The sequence below is a fragment of the Pseudomonas sp. Marseille-Q0931 genome (genome assembly GCF_940789645.1).
Lineage (GTDB): Bacteria > Pseudomonadota > Gammaproteobacteria > Pseudomonadales > Pseudomonadaceae > Aquipseudomonas.
This window is the reverse complement of record NZ_CALNWT010000003.1, coordinates 351,127-373,962: the sequence shown is the minus strand read 5'-3', so window position 1 is coordinate 373,962 and position 22,836 is coordinate 351,127. Positions and strand designations below refer to the sequence as shown.

Genomic DNA, 22,836 nt, shown 5'->3' with positions numbered 1-22,836 from the left:
CATGCATTGCGAATCGCCGATCAAGCGCCGACTGTCGCGCAAGATCTGGGTTGGCTCGGTACCGGTCGGCGGCGATGCGCCGATTGCCGTGCAGAGCATGACCAATACCGACACCAACGATGTGGCCGCCACCGTAGCGCAGATCCGTCGCCTGGAAGATGCCGGCGCCGACATCGTGCGCGTTTCCGTGCCGGACATGGACGCCGCCGAGGCCTTTGGCCGTATCAAGCAGCAGGTGCGTGTGCCGTTGGTGGCCGATATTCACTTCGACTATCAGATCGCCCTGCGCGTGGCTGAGCTGGGCGTCGACTGCCTGCGTATCAATCCGGGCAACATCGGCCGTGAGGACCGCGTCAAGGCGGTGGTCGAGGCTGCGCGCGACAAGGGCATCCCGATCCGCATCGGCGTCAACGCCGGTTCACTGGAGAAGGATCTGCAGAAGAAATACGGCGAGCCGACGCCCGAGGCCTTGGTCGAGTCCGCCCTGCGCCATGTCGAGCACCTGGATCGCCTGAACTTCCCCGACTTCAAGGTCAGCGTAAAGGCTTCCGACGTATTCATGGCCGTCGAGGCTTATCGCCTGCTGGCCAAGCAGATCGAGCAGCCGCTGCACCTGGGGATCACCGAGGCCGGTGGCCTGCGCTCCGGTACGGTCAAGTCGGCAGTCGGCCTGGGCATGCTGCTGGCCGAAGGTATTGGCGATACCATCCGCATCTCCCTGGCCGCCGATCCGGTGGAGGAGATCAAGGTCGGTTTCGACATCCTCAAGTCCCTGCGCCTGCGCTCGCGTGGCATCAACTTCATCGCCTGCCCGAGCTGCTCGCGGCAGAACTTCGATGTGGTCAAGACCATGAACGAGCTGGAAGCTCGCGTCGAGGACTTGCTGGTGCCGCTGGACGTGGCCGTGATCGGCTGCGTGGTCAACGGCCCCGGCGAGGCCAAAGAGGCGCATATCGGCCTTACCGGTGGTAGCCCGAACAACCTGGTCTACATCGACGGCAAACCGGCCTCGAAGCTGACCAACGAAAATCTGGTGGACGAGCTGGAGAAGCTCATCCGCGACAAGGCGGCCGAAAAGGCTGCCGCCGATGCTGCCGTGATCGTGCGCAGCTGATCCGTGCGTAAGGAAGACAATTGAGCAAGTCCCTGCAAGCCATTCGTGGCATGAACGACATCCTGCCGGAGCAGACGCCTGCCTGGCGCTACCTGGAAAGTACGCTGGTCAGCCTGCTCGATGGCTATGGCTACAAGGAAATCCGCCTGCCCATCGTCGAGTACACCGAGCTGTTCGCTCGCGGTATCGGCGAGGGCACCGATGTGGTCGACAAGGAGATGTACACCTTCTTCGACCGCAACGAAGAATCCCTGACCCTGCGCCCTGAAGGCACCGCCGGCTGCGTGCGTGCCGTGCTCGAGCATGGTCTGTCCGGTGGCGGCCAGGTGCAGAAGCTCTGGTACGCGGGCCCGATGTTCCGCTACGAAAAGCCGCAAAAGGGCCGCTATCGCCAGTTCCACCAGGTCGGCGTGGAAGCCTTCAACCTGCCGGGGCCGGACGTCGATGCCGAGCTGATCGTGCTCACCTGGCGTCTGTGGAAGCAGCTCGGTCTGGCCGATGCGGTGACCCTGCAGCTCAATAGCCTGGGTTCCAGCGAGGCGCGCGCGGCTTATCGCGATGCCCTGGTGGCCTACCTGCAGGAGCGTTTCGAGCAGCTCGACGAAGACAGTCAGCGCCGGCTGACCACCAACCCGCTGCGCATCCTCGACAGCAAGAACGAGACGACTCAGGCGCTGCTGGTCGGTGCGCCGACCCTGGGCGACTACCTCGACGAGGAATCGCGCCTGCACTTCGAGGGCGTCAAGGCGCGTCTGGATGCCGCCGGCATTCGCTACCAGATCAACCACAAGCTGGTGCGCGGTCTGGATTACTACAACCGCACCGTGTTCGAGTGGGTCACCGACAAGCTCGGCGCGCAGGGCACGGTGTGTGCGGGCGGTCGCTACGATGGCCTGGTGACGCAGCTGGGTGGCAAGGCTACGCCGGGTGTTGGCTTCGCCATGGGTATCGAGCGCCTGGTTCTGCTGCTGGAAACCCTGGACCTGTTGCCGGCCGAGCTCAATCGCGCCGCCGATGTCTACGTCTGCGCCTTTGGCGAGGCGGCAGAGCTGGCGGCATTGACTCTGGTCGAAGGTCTGCGCGACGAGCTGCCGGGGCTGCGCCTGTTGCTCAACACCGGTGGCGGCAGTTTCAAGAGCCAGTTCAAGAAAGCCGACAAGAGCGGCGCACGTTATGCGCTGATTCTGGGGGACGACGAATTGGCTGGGCGCGTGGTAGGTTGCAAACCGCTGCGCGACGACAGTGAACAACAAAATGTTGCCTGGGATGCTCTGGCTGAGCATCTGGCCGCCTGCCAGCAGGCTTGAGCAGGCTCTCGATTAGGAGTACGGGGTTAGACATGCAGACCGAAGACGAACAGATCGCGCAAATCAAGGACTGGTGGGATCGCAACGGCAAGCCTTTGCTGGCCGGTGGCGTATTGGCGCTGGTGGCTGTATTCGGCTGGCAGGGCTGGCAGAAGTACCAGGACAATCAGGCGCAAGGCGCCTCGGTGCTCTATCAGCAATTGCTGGAAACAGCGCTGGACCCGGCCGGCAAGCCCGACGCCGCGAAAGTCGCCGAACTGGCCGGCAAGCTCGACAGCGAGTTTGGCGGTAGCCACTACGCCCAGTACGGCAGCCTGTTCGTCGCCAAGGTCGCCGTCGAAGCGGATCGCCTCGACGATGCCGCGGCCGCGCTGCAACGCGTTCTCGACAAGCCGGCCGACGCCACGCTCGAGGAGCTGGCACGTCAGCGTCTGGCCCGTGTGCTGGCGGCCCAGGACAAGACCGATGATGCGCTGAAGCTGCTCGACAGTAAGGTCGAGGATGCCTACCTCGCCAGCCGCGAAGAGCTCAAGGGCGACCTGCTGGTACAGCTGGGTCGCAGCGACGACGCGCACGCCGCGTATCAGAAGGCCAAGGACGCGTTGGCCGAAGACGCCGCCGTCGGTGGCCTGCAGATGAAGCTGGACGACCTGGCAAAAGGGGATGCGTGACGTGATGCGTTGGAAGAATGCCGCACTGCTGGCTCTGGCCGTTCTGGCCGTGGGTTGCAGCAGCAATAGCAAGAAGGAACTGCCGCCCGCCGAGCTGACCAAGTTCGACGCTGAAGTCGAGCTGCGTACCGAGTGGAGCCGCTCGATTGGCGATGGTCAGGGTGAAACCTTCAACATGCTGGTCCCAGCCATCGAAGGCGATGTGATCTACGCTGCCGACGTCGAAGGCGTGGTCATGGCCATGGACCGCACCAGCGGCAAGGTCATCTGGCGCAAGAAGCTCGAAATCCCGGTTTCCGGTGCCATTGGCGTCGGTTACGGACAGGTGCTGCTGGGTACGCTCAAGGGCGAAGTGATCGCCCTGGATTCCAGCGACGGCGAAGAGCAATGGCGCTCGCGCGTGACCAGCGAAGTACTGGCGGCGCCGGCCAGCAATGGCGACATTGTCGTGGTGCAGACCCAGGATGACCGTCTGATCGCTTTCGATGCCAGCACCGGTAGCCAGCGCTGGATCGTTGAGAATACCCCGGCCGTACTGACTCTGCGCGGTACCGGCGCGCCGCTGGTGACCAACCGCCTGGTGGTCGCCGGCCTGTCCAGCGGCAAGGTGGTTGCGGTGGATGCCCAGCGTGGCCTGCCGGTTTGGGAGCAGCGCATTGCCATTCCCCAAGGCCGTTCCGAGCTAGAGCGCGTGGTGGATATCGACGGCGGCCTGCTGCTGTCCGGCGGCACCGTCTACGCAGTGAGCTACCAGGGCCGTGTCGCGGCCATGGACCTGGAGTCCGGCCGCGTGCTGTGGCAGCGCGAGGCCTCCAGCTCGGTAGGCGTCGCTCAGGGCTTCGGCAACGTTTACGTCAGCCATGCCAGTGGCACCGTCGAAGGTATCGACGAGCGCAGCGCCTCGGCCCTGTGGACCAATGATTCGATGGCGCGCCGTCAGCTCTCGGGCCCGGCGGTGTTCTCCAGCTATGTCGCCGTGGGTGACTTCGAGGGCTATCTGCACCTGCTGAGCCAGGTCGACGGTCGCTTCGTTGGCCGTACCCGTATCGACAGCGATGGCCTGCGTGCCCAGCCGCTGGTGGTGGGTGATTGGCTGTATGTCTACGGTAATAGCGGCAAGCTGGTGGCACTGACCATCAAGTAAGCCGACTATGCTGCCTTAACCCGGCAGCACGAAATATCCCGGCCGCTGCCCATGCAGCGGCCTTTGCATTTTCTGAATTAACTCAAGTGGAGAGCCTGATGGTTCCCGTAATTGCCCTGGTGGGCCGGCCGAACGTCGGCAAGTCCACACTCTTCAACCGCCTGACCCGCAGCCGCGACGCCATCGTCGGCGACCTGTCCGGTCTGACCCGCGACCGCCAGTATGGCGAGGCGAAGTGGCAGGGGCGCACCTATATCGTGATCGACACCGGCGGTATTTCCGGTGACGAGGAAGGCATCGACGCGAAGATGGCCGAGCAGTCGCTGCAGGCCATCGAAGAGGCCGATGCCGTGCTGTTCCTGGTGGACGCGCGTGCCGGCATGACCGCCTCCGACCAGATGATCGGCGAGCACCTGCGCCGTCGTAACAAGCAGAGCTTCCTGGTGGTGAACAAGGTCGACAACCTCGACGTCGACCTGGCCCGTGCGGAATTCAGCCCCATGGGCCTGGGCGAACCGCTGGCGATTGCCGGTGCCCATGGTCGTGGCATCACCCAGATGCTCGAAGTGGTGCTTGGCGCTTTCCCCAAGGATGCCGGCGAGCCGGAAGAGGGCGCCGAAGAGGAAGAAGTGCTGGAAGGCCAGGAGGCCAAGCGCATTCCCGGCCCGAGCGAGAAGGACGGCATCAAGCTGGCCATCATCGGCCGTCCCAATGTCGGCAAGTCGACCCTGGTCAACCGCATGCTCGGCGAAGAGCGGGTCATCGTCTATGACCAGGCCGGCACCACCCGTGACAGCATCTACATCCCGTTCGAGCGTGACGACGAGAAGTACACCCTGATCGACACCGCCGGCGTACGTCGTCGCGGCAAGATCTTCGAGGCGGTGGAAAAGTTCTCGGTGGTCAAGACGCTGCAGGCCATCCAGGACTCCAACGTCGTGGTGTTCGTCATGGACGCCCGCGAAGGCGTGGTCGATCACGACCTCAACCTGCTCGGCTTCGTGCTGGAAAGCGGCCGCGCCCTGGTCATCGCCCTTAACAAGTGGGACGGCATGGACCAGGGGCAGAAGGACTACGTGAAGACCGAGCTGGAGCGCCGGCTGTTCTTCGTCGACTTCGCCGATATCCACTTCATCTCCGCCCTGCACGGCACCGGCGTTGGCCATCTGTACAAGTCGGTGCAGGCCTCTTTCAAATCGGCCATCACCCGCTGGCCGACCAGCCGCCTGACGCAGATTCTCGAAGATGCCGTCAGCGACCACGCGCCGCCCCTGGTCAACGGTCGCCGTATCAAGCTGCGCTATGCCCACCTGGGCGGTGCCAACCCGCCGCTGATCGTGATCCACGGTAACCAGGTCGACGCCGTACCGCGCGCCTACAGCCGCTACCTGGAAAATACCTTCCGCCGCGTGCTGAAACTGGTGGGTACGCCGATCCGTATCGAGTACAAGGGCGGCGACAACCCCTATGAGGGCAACAAGAACAAGCTCACCGACCGCCAGGTGAACAAGAAACGCCGCCTGATGAGCCACCACAAGAAGGCCGAGAAGAAGCGCAAGGACAAGCGCAAGTAAGCTTGGCCGCGCCGCGCATATCGGACTCCGTTCGGCATGCGCGGCATAAGCTTCCAACTCTTTTTCATAAGTGCTGTGGGTGCCGTCTATGGCGCCCTTCGGCTATCCTCGCGGCTTGCCTTGTTCTATCAGGAAGTCGCGATGCTCGTCAGTAAACTGCCCAACGTCGGCACCACCATCTTCACGCGAATGTCGCAGCTCGCTGCCGATGTAGGCGCGCTGAACCTCTCTCAGGGCTTTCCCGATTTCGACGGACCGCAGGCGTTGCGCGAGGCAGTCGCGCGCCACGTAATGGAAGGGCGCAACCAGTATTCGCCGATGACCGGCCTGCCCACGTTGCGCCAGCAGGTGGCGGCGAAGATCGCCCGCAGCTACGGCGTGCAGCGCGATGCCGACAGCGAGATCACCATCACCCCCGGCGCCACCGAGGCGATCTTTTGCGCGGTGCAGGCGCTGATCCGTCCGGGTGATGAAGCCATCGTGCTCGACCCTTGCTACGACAGTTACGAGCCGTCGGTGGAGTTGGCCGGCGGGCGCTGCGTGCATGTGCCGCTGGCATTGCCGGATTTCGCCGTGGACTGGCAGCGCCTGGCTGATGCCATCAGCCCGCGTACCCGGCTGATCTTCCTGAACTCGCCGCACAATCCCAGCGGTGCACTGTTGACGCGCGCTGATCTGGACAAACTGGCCGAGCTGATTCGTGGCCGCGATATCCATGTCATCAGCGACGAAGTCTACGAGCACCTGATCTTCGACGGCGCCCGCCATGCCAGCGTGCTGGCGCACGAGGAGCTGTACCGGCGCGCCTTTGTGGTCAGCTCCTTCGGCAAGACCTACCACGTCACCGGCTGGAAGACCGGCTACGTGGTGGCGCCGCCCGCATTGACCGCCGAGCTGCGCAAGATCCACCAGTACGTTAATTTCTGTGGGGTGACGCCGCTGCAGTTCGGTCTGGCCGAGTTCATGGCCGCGCACCCCGAACATGTCGAAGAGCTGCCGGCTTTCTATCAGGCCAAGCGCGACCTGTTCTGCGACCTGCTGGCCGGCTCGCGCTTCACCTTCACCCGCGCTCCGGGTACCTACTTCCAGCTGGCCGACTATTCAGCGATTCGCCCCGATCTGGACGACGTGGCCATGGCCGAGTGGCTGACTCGCGAGCATGGTGTCGCGGCGATTCCGGTGTCGGTGTTCTACCAGTCCGCGCCTGAGGATATGCGCCTGGTGCGCTTCTGCTTCGCCAAGCGTGAGGAAACCCTGCGCCAGGCTGCCGAGAAGCTATGCGCGGTGTGATGGTAGGGCGGGTGCAACCCGCCTGTGAGGTGTTGGCGGGTACGACAAGCGAGGCGCCCCAATGAGCAACAAACCCGATCTTGAACTGGCGCTGATCCAGACTACTCTGGCCTGGCATGACCCGGTCGCCAATCGCGACCATTTTCAGAAACTACTGGAGCAGGCACGCGGCGCCGATCTGGTGATCCTGCCGGAGATGTTCAGCACCGGTTTCTCCATGGACTCGGCCGAACTGGCCGAAGCCGAGGAAGGCCCCACTACGCAGTGGTTGCGCGAGCAGGCGCAGCGCATTGATGCGGTGGTCTGCGGCAGCCTGATCATCCAGGAGGCTGATGGCAGCTACCGTAATCGCCTGCTCTGGGCGCGCCCGGATGGTTCACTGGCGCATTACGACAAACGCCATCTGTTCCGCATGGCCGGCGAGCACAAGCACTACAGCGCCGGCGATGAGCAAGTAGTGCTGGAGCTCGAGGGGTGGCGTGTGCGCCCGCTGATCTGCTACGACCTGCGCTTTCCGGTATGGAGCCGCGACCCGCAGGGTACCGATTTGCTGCTGTATACCGCCAACTGGCCGGGCGCTCGCCGCCAGCACTGGAATCGCCTGCTGCCGGCGCGGGCTATCGAGAACCTGTGCTATGTCGCGGCTGTGAACCGGGTCGGCGAGGATGGCAAAGGGCACGCGTATACTGGCGATTCCCAGGTGCTGGATTTCCAGGGCGAGGCGCTGCTGGTGGCAGGCGAGGGCGACGGTGTGTTCCGCGTCCGCTTGTCGAGCGAAGCGCTGGCTGCCTACCGCGAGCGTTTCCCCGCGCACCTGGATGCCGACGCTTTTACCTTGAACTGATCCGGAGCGACACGACATGGACGTGCAACAGAGCAACCCCTTCCAGACACCGCAGGCCGACCTGCAGCAAGCCGCCACTCAGCAGCAGCCGCTTTACAGCATCGCCGGCGTCGGTCTGGCGACCTTTATCGGCACGCCGCTGGCCGGTGCCTGGCTGCTGGCGCATAACCTGCAACTGCTCGGTCAGGCGCATCGAGTGGCGATGGTCTGGGGCATTTCCGTCGTGCTTCTGATCGTCACCTTGGTCTTGGCTTTCGTGTTGCCCGAGGAAGTGCCCGCCCTGCCGTTCGCCGTCGCGCAACTGATGGCGATGATCATGCTGGCGAAGAATCTGCAGGAGGCCGACCTCAAGCAACATGTCGAGGCCGGCGGTGCGTTCCTATCCAACTGGCGGGCGGCCGGTATCGGCCTGTTGTTCACCCTCGGCCTGGCTGCGCTGATGTTCGCGGTGCTGATGATTTTCGATATCTGAATGCTGCTTCCCGGATTGCATCCGGGCTACCAAAGTCGGTAAGGCGGGTGCACCCGCCGGGTCCATGTGGCGGGTTTCACCCGCCCTACGCTCGAGACGGCCAGATACGCATACAAAAACGCCGGGCATTGCCCGGCGTTTTGCATTCAGCGCTGATGGATCAGGCCGCTTGCGACTCGCTCTGGCTCAGGGCGCGGTTCAGTGCACTGAACAGGGCACGGAAGCTGGCCGTAGTCAGGTTCTCGTCGATACCGATGCCGTGCAGAGCGCGGCCGCCGTTTACGCGCAGCTCGATGTAAGCCGCAGCCTTGGCATTGGCGCCAGCGCCAATAGCGTGTTCGCTGTAGTCCATGACTTCGATGGCCACCGGCAGGGCTGCGGCCAGCGCTTCCAGCGGGCCCTTGCCGATGCCGCGCCAATGATGGTTCTCGCCACCTTCGACGACTTCCACGTCGACTGCACTGGTACCGTTCTCTTCCTGCAGACGATGACCTTTCAGGGCGTAGGGACTGCGCGCTTGCAGGTACTCGGTCTCGAGCAACTTGTATATTTGCGCGGCAGTCATCTCCAGCCCCAGGCGGTCGGTTTCACGCTGCACCACCTGGCTGAACTCGATCTGCATGCGGCGCGGCAGGTTGATGCCATATTCCTGCTCGAGCAGGAAGGTGATGCCGCCCTTGCCGGACTGGCTGTTCACACGGATCACCGCCTCGTAATCGCGGCCGATGTCGGCCGGGTCGATCGGCAGGTACGGCACTTCCCACAGCGCATCTTCTTTCTGCTGGGCGAAGCCCTTGCGGATGGCGTCCTGGTGCGAGCCGGAGAACGCGGTGTGGACCAGGTCGCCGACGTACGGATGGCGCGGGTGCACCGGAATCTGGTTGCAGTCCTCGACCACCTTGCGCACCGCGTCGATATCGGAGAAGTCCAGCTGCGGGTCGACGCCCTGGGTGTAGAGATTGAGCGCCAGGGTCACCAGGCAGACGTTGCCGGTGCGCTCGCCGTTGCCGAACAGGCAGCCTTCGACGCGATCGGCGCCGGCCATGACGGCCAGCTCCGAGGCAGCGACGCCGGTGCCGCGGTCGTTATGGGTGTGCACGCTGATCAGCACGCTGTCGCGCTTGTTCACGTGGCGGCCGAACCATTCGATCTGGTCGGCGTAGTTGTTCGGCGTGGCGCATTCGATGGTGGCTGGCAGGTTGAGGATCAGCGGGTTGGCCGGGGTTGGCTGGAACACGTCGATCACCGCGTTGCACACCTCGACGGCGAAGTCGATTTCGGTGCTGCTGAACACTTCCGGCGAGTACTCGAAGCCCCACTGGGTCTCAGGCGCGGCGTCGGCCAGGCGCTTGATGGTGGTGCCGGCGGCCACGGCGATGGCTTTCACGCCGGCCTTGTCCTGGTTGAAGACGATCTTGCGGAAGCTCGGCGCGCAGGCGTTGTAGTAGTGGACGATGGCCTTCTTGGCGCCCTTGAGCGATTCGAAGGTGCGCTCGATAAGGTCGTCACGGGCCTGAGTCAGCACCTGAATGGTCACGTCGTCGGGGATGTGGCCGCCTTCGATCAGCTCACGCACGAAGTCGAAGTCGGTCTGCGAAGCGGACGGAAAGCCCACTTCGATTTCCTTCAGACCCACCGCCAGCAGGCACTTGAAGAAGCGCATCTTCTTCTCGGCGTCCATCGGCTCGATCAGCGACTGGTTGCCGTCACGCAGGTCGGTGGACAGCCAGATTGGCGCCTTGTCGATGATCTGGTCTGGCCAGGTGCGGTCGGGAATCTGGATCTGAGTGAACGGACGGTATTTCTTCGACGGGTCTTTGAGCATGCTCATGAATCAATCCTGAACGCGAAGGCCAAGCAGGCCGTGCTGAAAATAAAGAGATGAAGGAAACAGAGAGATTCGGGGTCGGCAGACCCTAGCGCAGTCGTTGGGCGACCAGGCAGAGATTGGCGTGTTGCCGAAGGGTGATGAGGGTTTGCCAGATGTTCATGAAGCCAACCCTAACTACTGTGAAAAAAGCTGGCAAGTACGTTAAAAAAATTGGTGAAAAAACGCGTCTTCGGTCGGCAGAAAGCTTTTTGTTGCGGTAATTGTCGGAACATCGGGCTTTGATTGCGCAGCGATCGCGCCACCACCGGCCACGACGCGAGCGGGGCCAGCAAGCTGGCTCCCGCAGCGAGGTGCAGGCTCTAAGGTGTCAGGTGCAAAGACGGGCGCAGCTCGCGCATGTCTGCGCCGCTCGGGTGCTGGAACACGCGCAGGCCGAATTCAGGGAGGATGGCCAGCAGATGGTCGAAGATGTCCGACTGGATACCCTCATAGGCACTCCATGCCACGGTATTGGTGAAACAGTAGATTTCCAGCGGCAGGCCGTCGGCGGTCGGGCTGAGCTGGCGCACCAGCAGGGTCATGTTCTGGTGGACGTTCGGGTTGTGCCGCAGGTAGTGCTCGACGTAGGCGCGGAAGCTGCCAATGTTGGTGATGCGGCGGGTGTTGACCGCTTCCTTGCCGTGCTCGGCCAGCTTGGTGTTCCAGTCCTGCAGCTCCTGGTCCTTACGGTCGAGGTATTCGTCGAGCAGCATGAAGCGGCGCAAGCGGGCGACTTCTTCATCGTTGAGAAAGTGTACGCTGGTCTGATCCAGGTACAGCGCGCGCTTGATCCGTCGCCCGCCTGATTCCTGCATGCCGCGCCAGTTCTTGAACGGGTCGCTGATGAAGCGCTTGGTCGGGATGGTGGTGATGGTCTTGTCGAAGTTCTGCACCTTGACCGTGTGCAGGGCGATGTCGATCACGTCGCCATCGGCATTGAGCTGCGGCATTTCCACCCAGTCACCGACGCGGATGATGTCGCTGGAGGAAATCTGCACGCTGGCCACCAGCGACAGCAGGGTGTCCTGGAAAATCAGCATCAGCACGGCGGCCATGGCGCCGAGGCCGGAGAGCAGGATCAGCGGCGAGCGGTCGATCAGCGCGGCCACCATCAGGATCGCCGCGATGGCGTAGATGACGATGGTCACCACCTGGATATAACCCTTGATGGGCTTGAGGTGGGCGTTGGGGCGGCGCTGGTAGAGCGTGTTGATCAGGTTCAGCACACCGGCGATGGCCAGGGCGATGGTCAGGATGATGAAGGCGCTGCAGACGTTCTCCACCACCGTGACCACGGCTTCGGGCAGATGCGGGATCACCTTGATGCCAGCGGTGAGGATCAGCGCCGGCACGATGTTGGCCAGGCGGCGCACCACATGGGAGTGGCTGAGTACCTTGTCCTGGCCGATGCTGGTCGAACGCAGCGCGCGGTAGATGCCACGCACGAGAATGCGCTTGACCACCCAGTTGGCGATCCAGGCACCGAGAATCAGCAGGCTCAGGCTGATCAGGGTGTGCAGCTCGGGGTATTGCTGAAGCCACGCGAGGGTGGCCTGGTACTGTTCTTTCATCGCGTCTCTCGCTCGTTTCATAACCGCCGCCGCGGGCGCGCCGCGCGATGGCGCGCGTACCTTAGCAAACACGGGTTGCTGGCGGGCAATCGCGTCAGCATCGGCTGTGTGCGTCTGCAGTCAGTCGCGATAACGCCTGGTGGCTGATCGGCGCGTGTGGCCCGGCGCCGAGCAGGACATCATTTGGCGTAGGCGTATTCGCCGCCTTTTTCCAGGGCGCGTTGGTAGGCGGGGCGGGCATGGATGCGTTCGAGAAAGGCCATCAGGCGGGGGCGGCTGGCGTCCAGGCCGGCGCGAGCGGCGGCGGCTTCCAGCGGGAAGCTCAACTGGATATCGGCGGCGCTGAACTGCTCGCCGGCAAACCAGGTGCTCTTGCCCAGCTCGCTTTCCAGATAATCGAGATGCAGCTTGAGCTGCGGTGCGACGAAAGCGCTCTTGACCTTCCGAGCGATGCCGCGGGCGATAGGTTTGACGAAGAAGGGCATCGGGCTGCTTTCCATCTTGTCGAACACCAGCTTGAGCAGCAGCGGCGGCATGGCCGAGCCTTCGGCGTAGTGCAGCCAGTACGTGCAGCGCAGGCGCTCGGGGCTATCGGCAGCTGGTAACAGGTGCGGGCCGTAGCGGTTGGCGAGGTAGTCGATGATGGCGCCGGATTCGGCCAGGGTCAGCTCGCCGTCGGTGACCACCGGTGACTTGCCCAGCGGGTGTACCGCGCGTAGTTCCGGCGGAGCGAGCATGGTTTTCGTGTCACGCTCGTAGCGCTTGATCTGGTAGTCGACGCCCAGCTCTTCGAGCAGCCAGAGGATGCGCTGCGAGCGCGAGTTGTTCAGGTGGTGGACGGTGATCATGGTGGCTCCTCGGTGCGGTCGGGCAATCGTCGGTCAGCGGTCGCCGTCAGGTTAGACGCTAACCTGCGGCGGCGCCCAAGTACCTCGGTTATGGCTTGAACGCGCCGATGAAGATCGCCGGGTCGACCCGTGCATCGTTGAGGCTGACGTTCCAGTGCAGGTGCGGGCCGGTCGCGCGGCCGGTGGCGCCGACCTTGCCGAGCACGCCGCCGCGGGCCAGCTCGTCGCCGACCTTCACGCCGATCTCCGACAGGTGGCAGAACATGCTGATCAGGCCCTGGCCGTGGTCGACGAACACCGTCTTGCCATTGAAGAAATAGTCGCCCACCAGGATCACCTTGCCGGCTGCCGGCGCCTTGATCGGCGTGCCGCGGTTGGCGGCGAAGTCCAGGCCCGAGTGCGGGTTGCGCTCCTCGCCGTTGAAGAAGCGGCGCAGGCCGAAGGGGCTCGACAGCGGGCCGTTGACCGGCTTGTCGAACAGCAGGTTGCTCGGCTGGCGCGCGCTGAACTGTTGATAGGCGCGAGTCTGCTCGGCCAGCTCGCGCTCGATACGCTTGAGATTCTCCGCGTTGGGCGTGACCTGCTGCTGGTTCTTGATGGTGATGCGCTGCTCGGTGTAGTGCTTGGCGCCGACCTGGAAGCTCAGCGTCCGGCCGCCCTCGACTTCCACTTGCTGGGTGCCGGGCTTGACGCTCAGCGGGATGCCGACAATGGCGATCCAGCGCTGGCCGTCCTCGCGCACGGTCAGCACCGGCTTGCCCTGATAGCGCACCTTGGGCGCCTGCGCCGGGTTGCCCAGATCAACCACGGCCACACCGCCCGGTACCGGCTTGTTCAGCAGGCGGGTGATGAAGCCTTCGGCATGGGCGGGCAGGGCGAGGAAAAGGGTCAATAGGCTTACGCAGAGTGCTCGTAGGAGCGAGCTCTGCTCGCGAACGTGCAGGCTGAAAAAACTTCGCGAGCAGAGCTCGCTCCTACGCAGGGATGCTGGCATTGGCTCAATCCAGAAGCGACAGGGTCGCCGGTTGTATGTGGTTGTCCTCGACGCGCACGTCCAGTTCGCCTTCGCTCAGGCGCGCCTTGAGGCGCTGACCCGGCTCTGTCTGCGCGGCGCTGCGCACGGCCTGGCCACGTTCGTCGAGGAGAATGCTGTAGCCACGACCAAGGGTGGCCAGTGGGCTGACGATCTGCAGTTGCGCGGCTAGCGCGCCGAGTTGCTGGCGCTGGCTGCGCAGCTGGCTTTGCATGGCGCGAGGCAGGCGCGCCGCCAGGCCGTCCAGGCGCTGGCGCAGCAGGGCCAGGTTACGGCCCGGGTGCTGCGCGGCGAGGCGTGCGTCGAGGCGCGCCAGGCGCTCGCGTTGACCGGCGAATTGCTGGTTGAAGGCGCGGCGCAGGCGCATGTCCAGGTCGTCCAGGCGCTGGGCCTGCTGGCGCAGGCGCTCGCCGGGGTGACGCAGACGTCGGCTGGTGCCCTCCAGACGCAGACGTTCGCGGGCCAGGCGACCCTGCATGTGCAGGACCAGACGCCGCTGCAGGTTGTGCAGGCGCTGCACCAGCTCGCTGCTGTCCGGGGCCAGCAGTTCGGCGGCGGCCGAGGGCGTCGGTGCACGCATATCGGCGACGAAGTCGGCGATGGAAACATCCGTCTCGTGCCCCACGGCGCTGACGATGGGCGTGACGCAGGCGCCTACGGCGCGGGCCACGGCTTCCTCGTTGAAGCACCACAAGTCTTCCAGCGAGCCGCCGCCGCGGGCCAGGATCAGCGCGTCGAAACCCTGCGCATCGGCGCGTTGCAGGGCGCGGACGATCTGTGCGGTGGCGTCGCGGCCCTGCACGGCGGTGGGAATCAGGTTCAGCTCCACCTGCGGCGCGCGGCGACGGAACACGCTGATGATGTCGCGGATGACCGCGCCGGTGGGCGAGGTGACGATGCCGATGCGCTTGGGATGGGAGGGCAGGGCGATCTTGCGTTCGGTGGAAAACAGGCCCTCGGCGCCGAGCTTTTCCTTCAGCGCCTCGAAGGCCAGGCGCAGGGCGCCGTCACCGGCTGGCTCGACGGCATCGAGAATCAACTGGTAGTCGCCGCGCCCCTCGAACAACGAGACCTTGCCGCGCACCTTCACTGCCAGGCCGTCGCGCAGCGCCTGGCGTACGCGTGCGGCGTTCTGCCGGAACAGCGCGCAGCGCACCTGGGCCTGGTTGTCTTTCAAGGTGAAATAGATGTGGCCGGACGCCGGGCGGGCCAGGTTGGAGATCTCCCCCTCGACCCAGATACCGGAGAACACATCCTCCAGCAGCAGGCGGGCGCGGTTGTTGAGCTGGCTGACGCTGAGCACCTCTCGGTCGAGGTTCAGGCGTGCGAATGGGTCTTTGATCATGGGGCAGCATGATAAGCCGAGCAGGCGACGGCTGCGACCCGTTCGACCGATGCGTGGACATACCGTTGTGGGAGCGGACTCGTCCGCGAATGGGCTGGCAGTAAAGCTTCGCGGACAAGTCCGCTCCCACTGGTAATGCTGCTCACTTAAGAAACGGTCGAGCGCGATTAGTCCCCTCGCCCCTCCGGGGAGAGGGTTAGGGCGGGCCGCGTTCGGCGAGGGGAAGCTGGCAGTTTCGCGGAGTTTTCGGCCCTCTCCCCCAACCCCTCTCCACTAGGCGTGCCGCCAATAAATGGGAGAGGGGAGCCAATGCCTACGACCTTGAGTGAACAGCATTACGCTCCCTCTGGGGGGCTGTGCCTTCGAGCAGGCGGCCCAGCAACCAGGCGGCGACCGGGCGCAACTCGCGCTGGCGCGACCACACCACGTCGACCGGCACGTGCCGTGGCCAGCCGGGCAATTGCAGCTCCTGCAGCAGCCCGCCGCCATGGTTGGTGACCAGTTCCCGCGGCAGCGCCGCCCAGCCGAAGCCCAGCGCCGCCATCTCCTGTAGCAGCAGGTAATCCGGCGCCGACCAGCAACGACCGCCGCTGCCTGGCAGGTCGTCGGCCGGCGTTTCGCTGCTGGCCACGCTGCTCAGGCGCAGCACGCGCCAGTTGGCCAGATCCTCGTTGGTGACCGATTTTTGCCTGGCCAATGGATGTTCACGGGCCACGAACAGGCCGAACTCGGCGTTGGTGGCGACACCGGCGTGAGCGATATCAGGCGGGTAGTTCGGCTGCGCGGCCAGCAGGCCGAGGTGCGCGCGGCCCTGATTGACCAGGTCCAGCACGTCGGCGTGCTCGGCGATCAGGCACTCGAATTCCAGATCGGGGAAGCGCTGGTCCAGCTCGACCAGGCGTGCCTGGTACTGCTTGGGCTGGTAGGCGTCCGACAGCGCCAGGGTCAGCTTCGCTTCCTGGCCAGCGGCGAGGTTCGCGGCATGGCGAGTCAGGCGGTCACTGGCGGCCAGCACCTCTTCGGCGTGAGCCAGCAGGCTGCTGCCGGCTTCGGTCAATTGCAGCCGGCGCGGGCCGCGCTCGAACAGCTCGATGCCAAGGTCCAGCTCAAGGCGCGCCACTGCCTCGCTGATGGTCGACTGGCTCTTGCCCAAACGCCGCGCGGCAGCGCTGAGCGAGCCGCAGCTGGCTGCCTGGGCGAACGCCTGGAGTGAATCGGGGGATAGATTCATATCGGTTTTCCCGATGGCAGCTGGTTTGTTGGTAACCGTAATACCGATGATCATAGCGCCCATCGCATTTCTTAACGAGGCTTCATCCCATGACTCAGCCCTTGCAGCGCTCCCTCAAGGAGCGTGTCGGCCATGCACTGGCCTTCGAGTTCATCGCGGTCGGTGTCTGCGCGCCGGCGCTGGCCTGGCTGATGGACAAGCCGCTCGCTCAGATGGGCGCCCTGACGCTGATGTTCTCCACCATCGCCATGCTCTGGAACATGCTGTTCAATTATCTGTTCGACCAGGCGCAGCGGCGCATGGGTTTTCATCGCGGGTTCAAGGTACGCCTGGCTCATGCCTTGCTGTTCGAGGCAGGGCTGATCTTGGTGCTGGTGCCGCTGGCTGCCTGGTGGCTGTCGATCAGCTTGTGGGCGGCCTTCTGGCTGGATATCGGTCTGATTCTGTTCTTCCTGCCCTACACCATGGCGTTCAACTGGAGTTATGACCTGCTGCGCGCGCGCTGGGTGGCGCGTGCGCAGGTCGCAACAGCCGAGCAAGCCTGTCGCGAGGCTTGATTTGCTGGCGGCAGCGCCTAAGCTGCCGGGTCTTTTCATCGCCGCTGCCTGATCGCCATGACCGCCCAACTGATTCTCGTCCCGCAGATTTCCACGCTTCCCGCCCACGAGCAAAAGGCCCAGGCCATGCTGCGCTGGCTGGTTAAGCGGGAGATCGTCGAGGCGCTGCCGACCACCTGCGGTCAGGGCGGCAACGGCATGGCCTACGCCATCGGGCCCGGCGCGCGGCGTATCGCCCAGCGTCCCGAATTGCTGCCCTATGGCCAGCCGCACAATGGCCTGGAGATCATCACCCACCGCTGCATCTATGTACCGACGCGCGGCTTTCTCGAAGAGGCGGGCTGCGCCGAATGTCGCAAAGAGGTCGGCGTACCGCTGTTCGACAGCCTTGAGATCTGGTGGCCGGGGGAGACCGATAACTTCACCTGCCCCGAATGCGGGCATGAAGATGACATCAACGGTTTCCTCTTCCTGCAGCCTTGCGGCTTTTCCAACCTGGGCTTCATCTTCAACGGCTGGCTGGAGGCGGGTCTGCGCCCGGCATTCGTCGAGGAGTTCGGCGAACGCCTGGGCTTTGCGGTGAGGCAGGTGCGGGTGGATGATCCGGCCTGAGCCTGTTGCCCGCAGCCTGGCCGCTCAGGGAGGGCGTCGTCACCGCCGTTTCAGTGCAGGCCTGGTGATGAAAAGTTTGCTGGCATGTCTATTTGAAGGCACTCTTTGCATTGAGTGCAGAGGCCTCGCTGGGTATAATGCCGCGCTTCTTATTTTCCCGCTCGGGAGCCCGCCATGCTGCGCATCAGCCAAGAAGCACTCACTTTCGACGACGTCCTGCTCATCCCCGGTTATTCCGAGGTACTGCCCAAGGACGTCAGCCTGAAGACCCGCCTGACCCGCGGCATCGAACTGAACATCCCGCTGCTGTCCGCGGCCATGGACACCGTCACCGAAGCGCGCCTGGCGATCGCCATGGCCCAGGAAGGCGGCATCGGCATCATCCACAAGAACATGACCATCGAGCAGCAGGCTGCCGAAGTGCGCAAGGTCAAGAAGTTCGAGGCTGGCGTAGTCAAGGACCCGATCACCATCGAGGCCGACGCCACCGTGCGTGACCTGTTCGAGCTGACCCGGCAGAACAACATCTCCGGGGTACCGGTGCTGAGTAATGGCGACCTGGTAGGCATCGTCACCTCCCGCGATGTGCGCTTCGAGAACCGTCTGGACGCCAAAGTGCGTGAGGTGATGACGCCGAAAGAGCGCCTGGTCACCGTCAAGGAAGGCGCCGACAAGGAAACCGTTCGCGAGCTGCTGCACAAGCACCGTATCGAGAAGGTGTTGATCGTCGACGACGCCTTCACCCTCAAGGGCATGATGACCGTCAAGGACATCGAAAAAGCCAAGGCCTACCCGCTGGCCAGCAAGGACGACCAGGGCCGTCTGCGCGTCGGCGCCGCGGTCGGCACCGGTGCCGATACCGGTGATCGCGTCAGTGCGCTGGTCAATGCCGGTGTCGACGTGATCATCGTCGACACCGCCCACGGTCACTCCAAGGGCGTGATCGACCGCGTGCGCTGGGTCAAGCAGAACTTCCCGGAAGTCCAGGTGATCGGCGGCAACATCGCCACCGGCGCTGCCGCCAAGGCGCTGGTCGGAGCCGGCGCTGATGGCGTCAAGGTCGGCATCGGCCCGGGTTCCATCTGCACCACCCGTATCGTCGCCGGCGTCGGCGTACCGCAAATCAGCGCCGTGGCCAATGTCGCCGCCGCGCTGGCCGGCACCGGTGTGCCGCTGGTCGCTGATGGCGGCATCCGCTTCTCCGGAGACCTGTCCAAAGCCATCGTCGCTGGCGCTTCCGCCGTGATGATCGGCTCCATGCTGGCCGGTACCGAAGAAGCCCCGGGCGAAGTCGAGCTGTTCCAGGGCCGCTCCTACAAGGCCTACCGCGGCATGGGCTCGCTGGGCGCCATGGCCCAGGCGCAAGGCTCCTCGGATCGCTACTTCCAGGACTCCTCGGCCGGTGCCGAGAAGCTGGTGCCGGAAGGGATCGAAGGCCGCGTGCCCTACAAGGGCGCGATGAGTGCCATCGTTCACCAACTGATGGGCGGCCTGCGTGCCTCCATGGGTTACACCGGCTGCGCCACCGTCGAGGAAATGCGCACCAAGCCCGAGTTCGTGCGCATCACTGGCGCCGGCATGGCCGAGTCGCACGTGCACGACGTACAGATCACCAAGGAAGCGCCGAACTACCGGGTGGGTTGAAACCCGCCCAGCTTCAAGTTTCAAGCGGCAAGCCACAAGCTACCGAGCGTCGTGGCTGCCGCTTTCTTCTTCAACTTGCAGCTTGCAGCTTGAGGCTTGCAGCTGCCTCGCAGAGGCGCCCATGGCCCACGACATTCACGCCCACCGCATCCTCATTCTGGACTTCGGTTCCCAGTACACCCAGCTGATCGCCCGCCGCGTGCGCGAAATCGGCGTCTATTGCGAACTGCACCCCTGGGACATGAGCGACGAGGACATCCGCGCCTTCGCTCCGCGCGGCATCATCCTCGCCGGCGGCCCGGAGTCGGTGCACGAAGCTGACAGCCCGCGCGCGCGGCAGGCCGTGTTCGACCTGAATGTGCCGGTACTGGGCATCTGCTACGGCATGCAGACCATGGCCGAGCAGCTCGGCGGCAAGGTTGAAGGCTCCGATCTGCGCGAGTTCGGCTACGCCCGTGTCGACGTGGTCGGCAAGAGCCAGCTGCTGGCCGGCATCGAAGACCATGTCGACGCCGACGGCGTGCTCGGCCTCGACGTGTGGATGAGCCACGGCGACAAGGTCACCCGCCTGCCGGAAGGCTTCCACGTCCTGGCCAGCACCCCGAGTTGCCCGATCGCCGCGATGTGCGACGACACCCGCCACTACTACGGCGTGCAGTTCCACCCGGAAGTGACCCACACCAAGCAGGGCGGCCGCATCCTCTCGCGCTTCGTGCTGGAGATCAGCGGCTGTGAAGCCCTGTGGACCCCGGCCAACATCGTCGAAGACGCCGTGGCCGCCGTGCGCGCCCAGGTCGGCGACGCCAACGTGCTGCTCGGCCTGTCCGGCGGCGTGGACTCCTCGGTGGTCGCGGCGCTGCTGCACAAGGCCATCGGCGACCAGCTGACCTGCGTGTTCGTCGATAACGGCCTGCTGCGCCTGCACGAAGGTGACCAGGTGATGGCCATGTTCGCCGAGAACATGGGCGTCAAGGTCATCCGTGCCAACGCCGAAGATCAGTTCCTCGGCAACCTGGCCGGCGAAGCCGACCCGGAGAAGAAGCGCAAGATCATCGGCCGCACCTTCATCGACGTGTTCGATGCCGAGGCCAGCAAGCTGGATAACATCCAGTTCCTCGCCCAGGGCACCATCTACCCCGACGTGATCGAGTCGGCTGGCGCCAAGAGTGGCAAGGCCCACGTGATCAAATCGCACCACAACGTCGGTGGCCTGCCGGAGGAGATGAACCTCAAGCTGGTAGAACCGCTGCGTGAACTGTTCAAGGACGAAGTGCGCAAGATCGGCCTGGAGCTGGGCCTGCCCTACGACATGGTCTACCGCCACCCGTTCCCGGGCCCTGGCCTGGGTGTGCGCATCCTCGGCGAGGTGAAGAAGGAATACGCCGACATCCTGCGCCGCGCCGATCACATCTTCATCGAAGAGCTGCGCAAGGCCGACTGGTACCACAAGACCAGCCAGGCGTTCGTGGTGTTCCAGCCGGTGAAATCGGTTGGCGTGGTCGGTGACGGCCGTCGCTACGCCTGGGTCGTCGCCCTGCGCGCCGTGGAAACCGTAGACTTCATGACCGCTCGCTGGGCGCACCTGCCTTACGAGCTGCTGGAAACCGTGAGCGGCCGCATCATCAACGAGATCGAAGGCATCTCCCGCGTTACCTACGACGTGTCGAGCAAGCCGCCAGCGACGATTGAGTGGGAATAAGCTGCGGCGGCGCGTGCCGCACAAGCTGACCTGCTGCAACAGAAAGCCCGCGTAAGCGGGCTTTTGTCTTTCTGACCGAGTGTCGTCAGGTATTCATTATCGACGGCGGGCTGGCTGCGTACGGAGTATCGCCTGATAACTGCTTGCCGGGCGGCTCAGACTTCGTTGGGTTCAGCAATCTGGTACCGGTCGTGTTGTTTCAGTACTTCATCCGTTACATGGCGAGCCCTGTTGCCTTGGCCGCGGGGTTGGATGATGAACCGCATCGAGTTTTCAAGCGAGACCTCGTTTTTATCTTCATCTTTGCCAATGATGTAAGTGCGTGAGAAAGGGGCTAGGGCGTTGCCCAAGTGCCGGATCATCACGCTCCGTTCGGACAGATAGTTCTCATCCAGCTCAAGCATTGACGCGAGGATTGAAGAGTCAATCATGGTTCCTTGGAGCCAATAGCTCTCCGATGCATAACCAGCGCACCACGAGATATTGGTGCCTTCGATAAAGGCTTCAATCTTGTACGTATCCGATCCAATGAAGCAGGAACCCAGCATGATGCCGGTGATGTTGGTTTTCTTGGAGTGTTCACCAATCGCGGTCAGAAGAGCGGCCAGTCGAATTCCGCCAATTTGCTTTTTATTGCCATGAGCGGCGATGTAGATAACGGCATTTTTAAAGCGCGCACTACACAGGACTTCCAGGGCCTGTTCAAAGCTGCGCTTGTCGTAAAAATTAGCATGAAAGACTTCGGTATCCCCTGCCAGTTTGGCAATGCCTTCTATGAAAGGCAGGACGCTACTGCGGTTGCAGTCGCCACTGTCCAGATTCCAGGGCTGCTCAAGTACCAGTACGGCACGGGTTGAGTAATGGTGTCTTGCCATTATTGGGCTTCCTTGTCAGAGGGTTTAGGTGAGGAGCTTATCTGGGGGGTGGATTTCTTCAGACGGCAGCGCCATACGCAGTGACCGCCTCGCGCAAGCGCCGACCAATATCCTCACGCAACGCTAGCGGTGCTTCGACGATCACGGCCGGGGCATGGGAGAGAATCCACCAGCGCAGTTCCCAGCTGTTGCTCACCGTGGCGGTGAGCTGCAGGCCGGTTTTATCGGGGATGATTTGCATGTCATCGGACAGCGGGGTTTCGCGCAGCAGGCGTGCGATGGCTTCGCTGATGCGCGCCTTTAGCTGAATCTTTTCACTGGAGCCGAACTGCATGGCGCCGCTGTCGATGTAGTGCTGTAGTTGGAAGCCGGTGGGTATGTTGCAGCGGCTGTTGCGCAGTTCGGCCTGGCTGAAACGGTGCAGAGCGAACTGGCGGACGTCGATGTAGGGTTCGGCAGTGGCAATTAGGTAGGTGATCTGTCCGCGCTGCACCAGACCCAACGGGTTGAGGATGAGTTCGCGCTGCTGGTCCTTGTGTGCGGAATAATAGTGGCAGTACAGCTGGCTCTCGTTGAGCAGCGCCTGCTGGATGTAGTCGAGCACGGCGCTGTCTATTCCGGGTGGCAGGTGGGTGATGGTTGGCTGCGCGCTGGCAGCCTTGCTCAGCCAGCGCGCTGACTCGTTTTCCCCGGTCATCGCGCTGAGCTTGTCGCGGGCCAGGCTGAAGCGCGGCTCCAGTGTCTTCAGCATGAACGTCGGCATCAGCGGCCGCAGGCTGTCTTCGAGCAGTTGCAGGGTCAGGGCTTCGCTGAGGGTAATGCCCGGCAGATCCGCGCCTTTACCGGGTTGCCAGTGCCAGCCGTAGGGCGGGCTCTTGTCGTTGCATTGCAACGGGAACAGGCGCGACAGCTCGATCAGGTCGCGTTCGACGGTGCGCTTGGTCGTGCTGTAACCGGCCTCGGCGAGGCGCTGGTGCAATTCGCTGGCGGTGGCGCCGGGGCTGCGCGGCGGGAGCAGCTTGAGCAGCTCCCACTGGCGGGTGAGGGTGGTGCGGCTGGTGACGGCGGGCACAGTAACGTCCATGACTGATTGCGTGGCGCCATCATGCGGCTTGCACTGTTGCACGGCAATGCC

The 22,836-nt window shown here is 63.8% G+C and carries 20 protein-coding genes; 12 read left to right on the top strand and 8 right to left on the bottom strand.

What is annotated here, in order from left to right:
- Nucleotide 1: 1 nt before the first annotated feature.
- From ispG to P3C50_RS10635, 8 genes are all read left to right on the top strand, one after another.
- Nucleotides 2–1,114: a flavodoxin-dependent (E)-4-hydroxy-3-methylbut-2-enyl-diphosphate synthase gene (gene ispG, locus P3C50_RS10670; protein WP_090431984.1), complete on the top strand. Its 1,113-nt coding sequence runs from the start codon at nt 2–4 to the stop codon at nt 1,112–1,114.
- 20 nt (nt 1,115–1,134) lie between these two features.
- Entirely contained in the window at nt 1,135–2,421 is a 1,287-nt protein-coding gene (gene hisS, locus P3C50_RS10665) for a histidine--tRNA ligase (RefSeq protein WP_275545986.1), read from the top strand.
- 32 nt (nt 2,422–2,453) lie between these two features.
- Nucleotides 2,454–3,092 (top strand): tetratricopeptide repeat protein, encoded by a 639-nt coding sequence (locus tag P3C50_RS10660; protein ID WP_197858467.1) that lies wholly within the window; start codon nt 2,454–2,456, stop codon nt 3,090–3,092.
- The gene (bamB, locus tag P3C50_RS10655; RefSeq protein ID WP_275545985.1) at nt 3,085–4,236 is read left to right on the top strand and encodes an outer membrane protein assembly factor BamB; all 1,152 of its coding nucleotides are present in this window, start codon (nt 3,085–3,087) and stop codon (nt 4,234–4,236) included. The genes P3C50_RS10660 and bamB overlap by 8 nt, the downstream gene beginning before the upstream one ends.
- Nucleotides 4,237–4,334: 98 nt before the next feature.
- A complete protein-coding gene (der, locus tag P3C50_RS10650; RefSeq protein WP_275545984.1) occupies nt 4,335–5,810 on the top strand; it encodes a ribosome biogenesis GTPase Der in 1,476 nt (491 codons plus the stop codon).
- A 141-nt stretch (nt 5,811–5,951) separates the two neighbouring features.
- Nucleotides 5,952–7,100, top strand: a complete 1,149-nt coding sequence (locus tag P3C50_RS10645) for a pyridoxal phosphate-dependent aminotransferase (RefSeq protein ID WP_275545983.1) — start codon at nt 5,952–5,954, stop codon at nt 7,098–7,100.
- Nucleotides 7,101–7,161: 61 nt separating this feature from the next.
- Nucleotides 7,162–7,944 carry an amidohydrolase gene (locus P3C50_RS10640; protein WP_275545982.1) on the top strand — a complete coding sequence of 261 codons (783 nt, stop codon included), beginning with the start codon at nt 7,162–7,164 and terminating at the stop codon, nt 7,942–7,944.
- A 16-nt stretch (nt 7,945–7,960) separates the two neighbouring features.
- A complete protein-coding gene (locus P3C50_RS10635) occupies nt 7,961–8,416 on the top strand; it encodes a hypothetical protein (protein ID WP_275545981.1) in 456 nt (151 codons plus the stop codon).
- Nucleotides 8,417–8,576: 160 nt separating this feature from the next.
- On the opposite strand, the gene leuA is transcribed toward P3C50_RS10635, so the two are convergent.
- From leuA to P3C50_RS10605, 6 genes are all read right to left on the bottom strand, one after another.
- Entirely contained in the window at nt 8,577–10,247 is a 1,671-nt protein-coding gene (leuA, locus tag P3C50_RS10630; RefSeq protein WP_275545980.1) for a 2-isopropylmalate synthase, read from the bottom strand.
- 359 nt (nt 10,248–10,606) lie between these two features.
- Nucleotides 10,607–11,857 (bottom strand): mechanosensitive ion channel family protein, encoded by a 1,251-nt coding sequence (locus P3C50_RS10625; protein WP_275545979.1) that lies wholly within the window; start codon nt 11,855–11,857, stop codon nt 10,607–10,609.
- A gap of 179 nt (nt 11,858–12,036) precedes the next feature.
- Nucleotides 12,037–12,705 (bottom strand): glutathione S-transferase family protein, encoded by a 669-nt coding sequence (locus P3C50_RS10620; protein ID WP_275545978.1) that lies wholly within the window; start codon nt 12,703–12,705, stop codon nt 12,037–12,039.
- 88 nt (nt 12,706–12,793) lie between these two features.
- The gene (locus tag P3C50_RS10615; RefSeq protein ID WP_275545977.1) at nt 12,794–13,699 is read right to left on the bottom strand and encodes a peptidoglycan DD-metalloendopeptidase family protein; all 906 of its coding nucleotides are present in this window, start codon (nt 13,697–13,699) and stop codon (nt 12,794–12,796) included.
- A 4-nt stretch (nt 13,700–13,703) separates the two neighbouring features.
- On the bottom strand, nt 13,704–15,083 hold the full coding sequence (gene xseA / locus P3C50_RS10610) for an exodeoxyribonuclease VII large subunit (RefSeq protein WP_275545976.1): 1,380 nt from the start codon (nt 15,081–15,083) through the stop codon (nt 13,704–13,706).
- Between the two features lie 313 nt (nt 15,084–15,396).
- Complete coding sequence (locus tag P3C50_RS10605; protein WP_275545975.1) at nt 15,397–16,314, bottom strand: LysR family transcriptional regulator; 918 nt, start codon at nt 16,312–16,314, stop codon at nt 15,397–15,399.
- Nucleotides 16,315–16,403: 89 nt separating this feature from the next.
- Here P3C50_RS10605 and P3C50_RS10600 point away from each other — a divergent pair, with 89 nt between their 5' ends.
- From P3C50_RS10600 to guaA, 4 genes are all read left to right on the top strand, one after another.
- Nucleotides 16,404–16,871: a multidrug/biocide efflux PACE transporter gene (locus tag P3C50_RS10600; RefSeq protein ID WP_275545974.1), complete on the top strand. Its 468-nt coding sequence runs from the start codon at nt 16,404–16,406 to the stop codon at nt 16,869–16,871.
- 57 nt (nt 16,872–16,928) lie between these two features.
- Nucleotides 16,929–17,483 carry a sugar ABC transporter ATPase gene (locus P3C50_RS10595; RefSeq protein ID WP_275545973.1) on the top strand — a complete coding sequence of 185 codons (555 nt, stop codon included), beginning with the start codon at nt 16,929–16,931 and terminating at the stop codon, nt 17,481–17,483.
- Nucleotides 17,484–17,657: 174 nt separating this feature from the next.
- Complete coding sequence (gene guaB, locus P3C50_RS10590; RefSeq protein ID WP_275545972.1) at nt 17,658–19,127, top strand: IMP dehydrogenase; 1,470 nt, start codon at nt 17,658–17,660, stop codon at nt 19,125–19,127.
- A 121-nt stretch (nt 19,128–19,248) separates the two neighbouring features.
- Entirely contained in the window at nt 19,249–20,826 is a 1,578-nt protein-coding gene (gene guaA, locus P3C50_RS10585; RefSeq protein WP_197858482.1) for a glutamine-hydrolyzing GMP synthase, read from the top strand.
- Between the two features lie 155 nt (nt 20,827–20,981).
- Here the strand turns inward: guaA and P3C50_RS10580 are convergent, their stop codons facing one another.
- Together P3C50_RS10580 and P3C50_RS10575 are read right to left on the bottom strand one after the other, a co-directional pair.
- Complete coding sequence (locus tag P3C50_RS10580) at nt 20,982–21,701, bottom strand: hypothetical protein (protein ID WP_275545971.1); 720 nt, start codon at nt 21,699–21,701, stop codon at nt 20,982–20,984.
- A gap of 58 nt (nt 21,702–21,759) precedes the next feature.
- A complete protein-coding gene (locus tag P3C50_RS10575) occupies nt 21,760–22,827 on the bottom strand; it encodes a WYL domain-containing protein (RefSeq protein WP_343252195.1) in 1,068 nt (355 codons plus the stop codon).
- Nucleotides 22,828–22,836: the final 9 nt, after the last annotated feature.

Coding starts and splice junctions, on each gene's coding strand:
- P3C50_RS10620 (WP_275545978.1), bottom strand. CDS start 12,705: ATGATCACCGTCCACCACCTGAACAACTCGCGCTCGCAGCGCATCCTC.
- P3C50_RS10645 (WP_275545983.1), top strand. CDS start 5,952: ATGCTCGTCAGTAAACTGCCCAACGTCGGCACCACCATCTTCACGCGA.
- P3C50_RS10660 (WP_197858467.1), top strand. CDS start 2,454: ATGCAGACCGAAGACGAACAGATCGCGCAAATCAAGGACTGGTGGGAT.
- leuA (WP_275545980.1), bottom strand. CDS start 10,247: ATGAGCATGCTCAAAGACCCGTCGAAGAAATACCGTCCGTTCACTCAG.
- P3C50_RS10600 (WP_275545974.1), top strand. CDS start 16,404: ATGACTCAGCCCTTGCAGCGCTCCCTCAAGGAGCGTGTCGGCCATGCA.
- guaA (WP_197858482.1), top strand. CDS start 19,249: ATGGCCCACGACATTCACGCCCACCGCATCCTCATTCTGGACTTCGGT.
- der (WP_275545984.1), top strand. CDS start 4,335: ATGGTTCCCGTAATTGCCCTGGTGGGCCGGCCGAACGTCGGCAAGTCC.
- P3C50_RS10635 (WP_275545981.1), top strand. CDS start 7,961: ATGGACGTGCAACAGAGCAACCCCTTCCAGACACCGCAGGCCGACCTG.
- bamB (WP_275545985.1), top strand. CDS start 3,085: ATGCGTGACGTGATGCGTTGGAAGAATGCCGCACTGCTGGCTCTGGCC.
- xseA (WP_275545976.1), bottom strand. CDS start 15,083: ATGATCAAAGACCCATTCGCACGCCTGAACCTCGACCGAGAGGTGCTC.
- guaB (WP_275545972.1), top strand. CDS start 17,658: ATGCTGCGCATCAGCCAAGAAGCACTCACTTTCGACGACGTCCTGCTC.
- P3C50_RS10595 (WP_275545973.1), top strand. CDS start 16,929: ATGACCGCCCAACTGATTCTCGTCCCGCAGATTTCCACGCTTCCCGCC.
- P3C50_RS10640 (WP_275545982.1), top strand. CDS start 7,162: ATGAGCAACAAACCCGATCTTGAACTGGCGCTGATCCAGACTACTCTG.
- P3C50_RS10615 (WP_275545977.1), bottom strand. CDS start 13,699: ATGCCAGCATCCCTGCGTAGGAGCGAGCTCTGCTCGCGAAGTTTTTTC.
- P3C50_RS10625 (WP_275545979.1), bottom strand. CDS start 11,857: ATGAAAGAACAGTACCAGGCCACCCTCGCGTGGCTTCAGCAATACCCC.
- P3C50_RS10605 (WP_275545975.1), bottom strand. CDS start 16,314: ATGAATCTATCCCCCGATTCACTCCAGGCGTTCGCCCAGGCAGCCAGC.
- P3C50_RS10580 (WP_275545971.1), bottom strand. CDS start 21,701: ATGGCAAGACACCATTACTCAACCCGTGCCGTACTGGTACTTGAGCAG.
- ispG (WP_090431984.1), top strand. CDS start 2: ATGCATTGCGAATCGCCGATCAAGCGCCGACTGTCGCGCAAGATCTGG.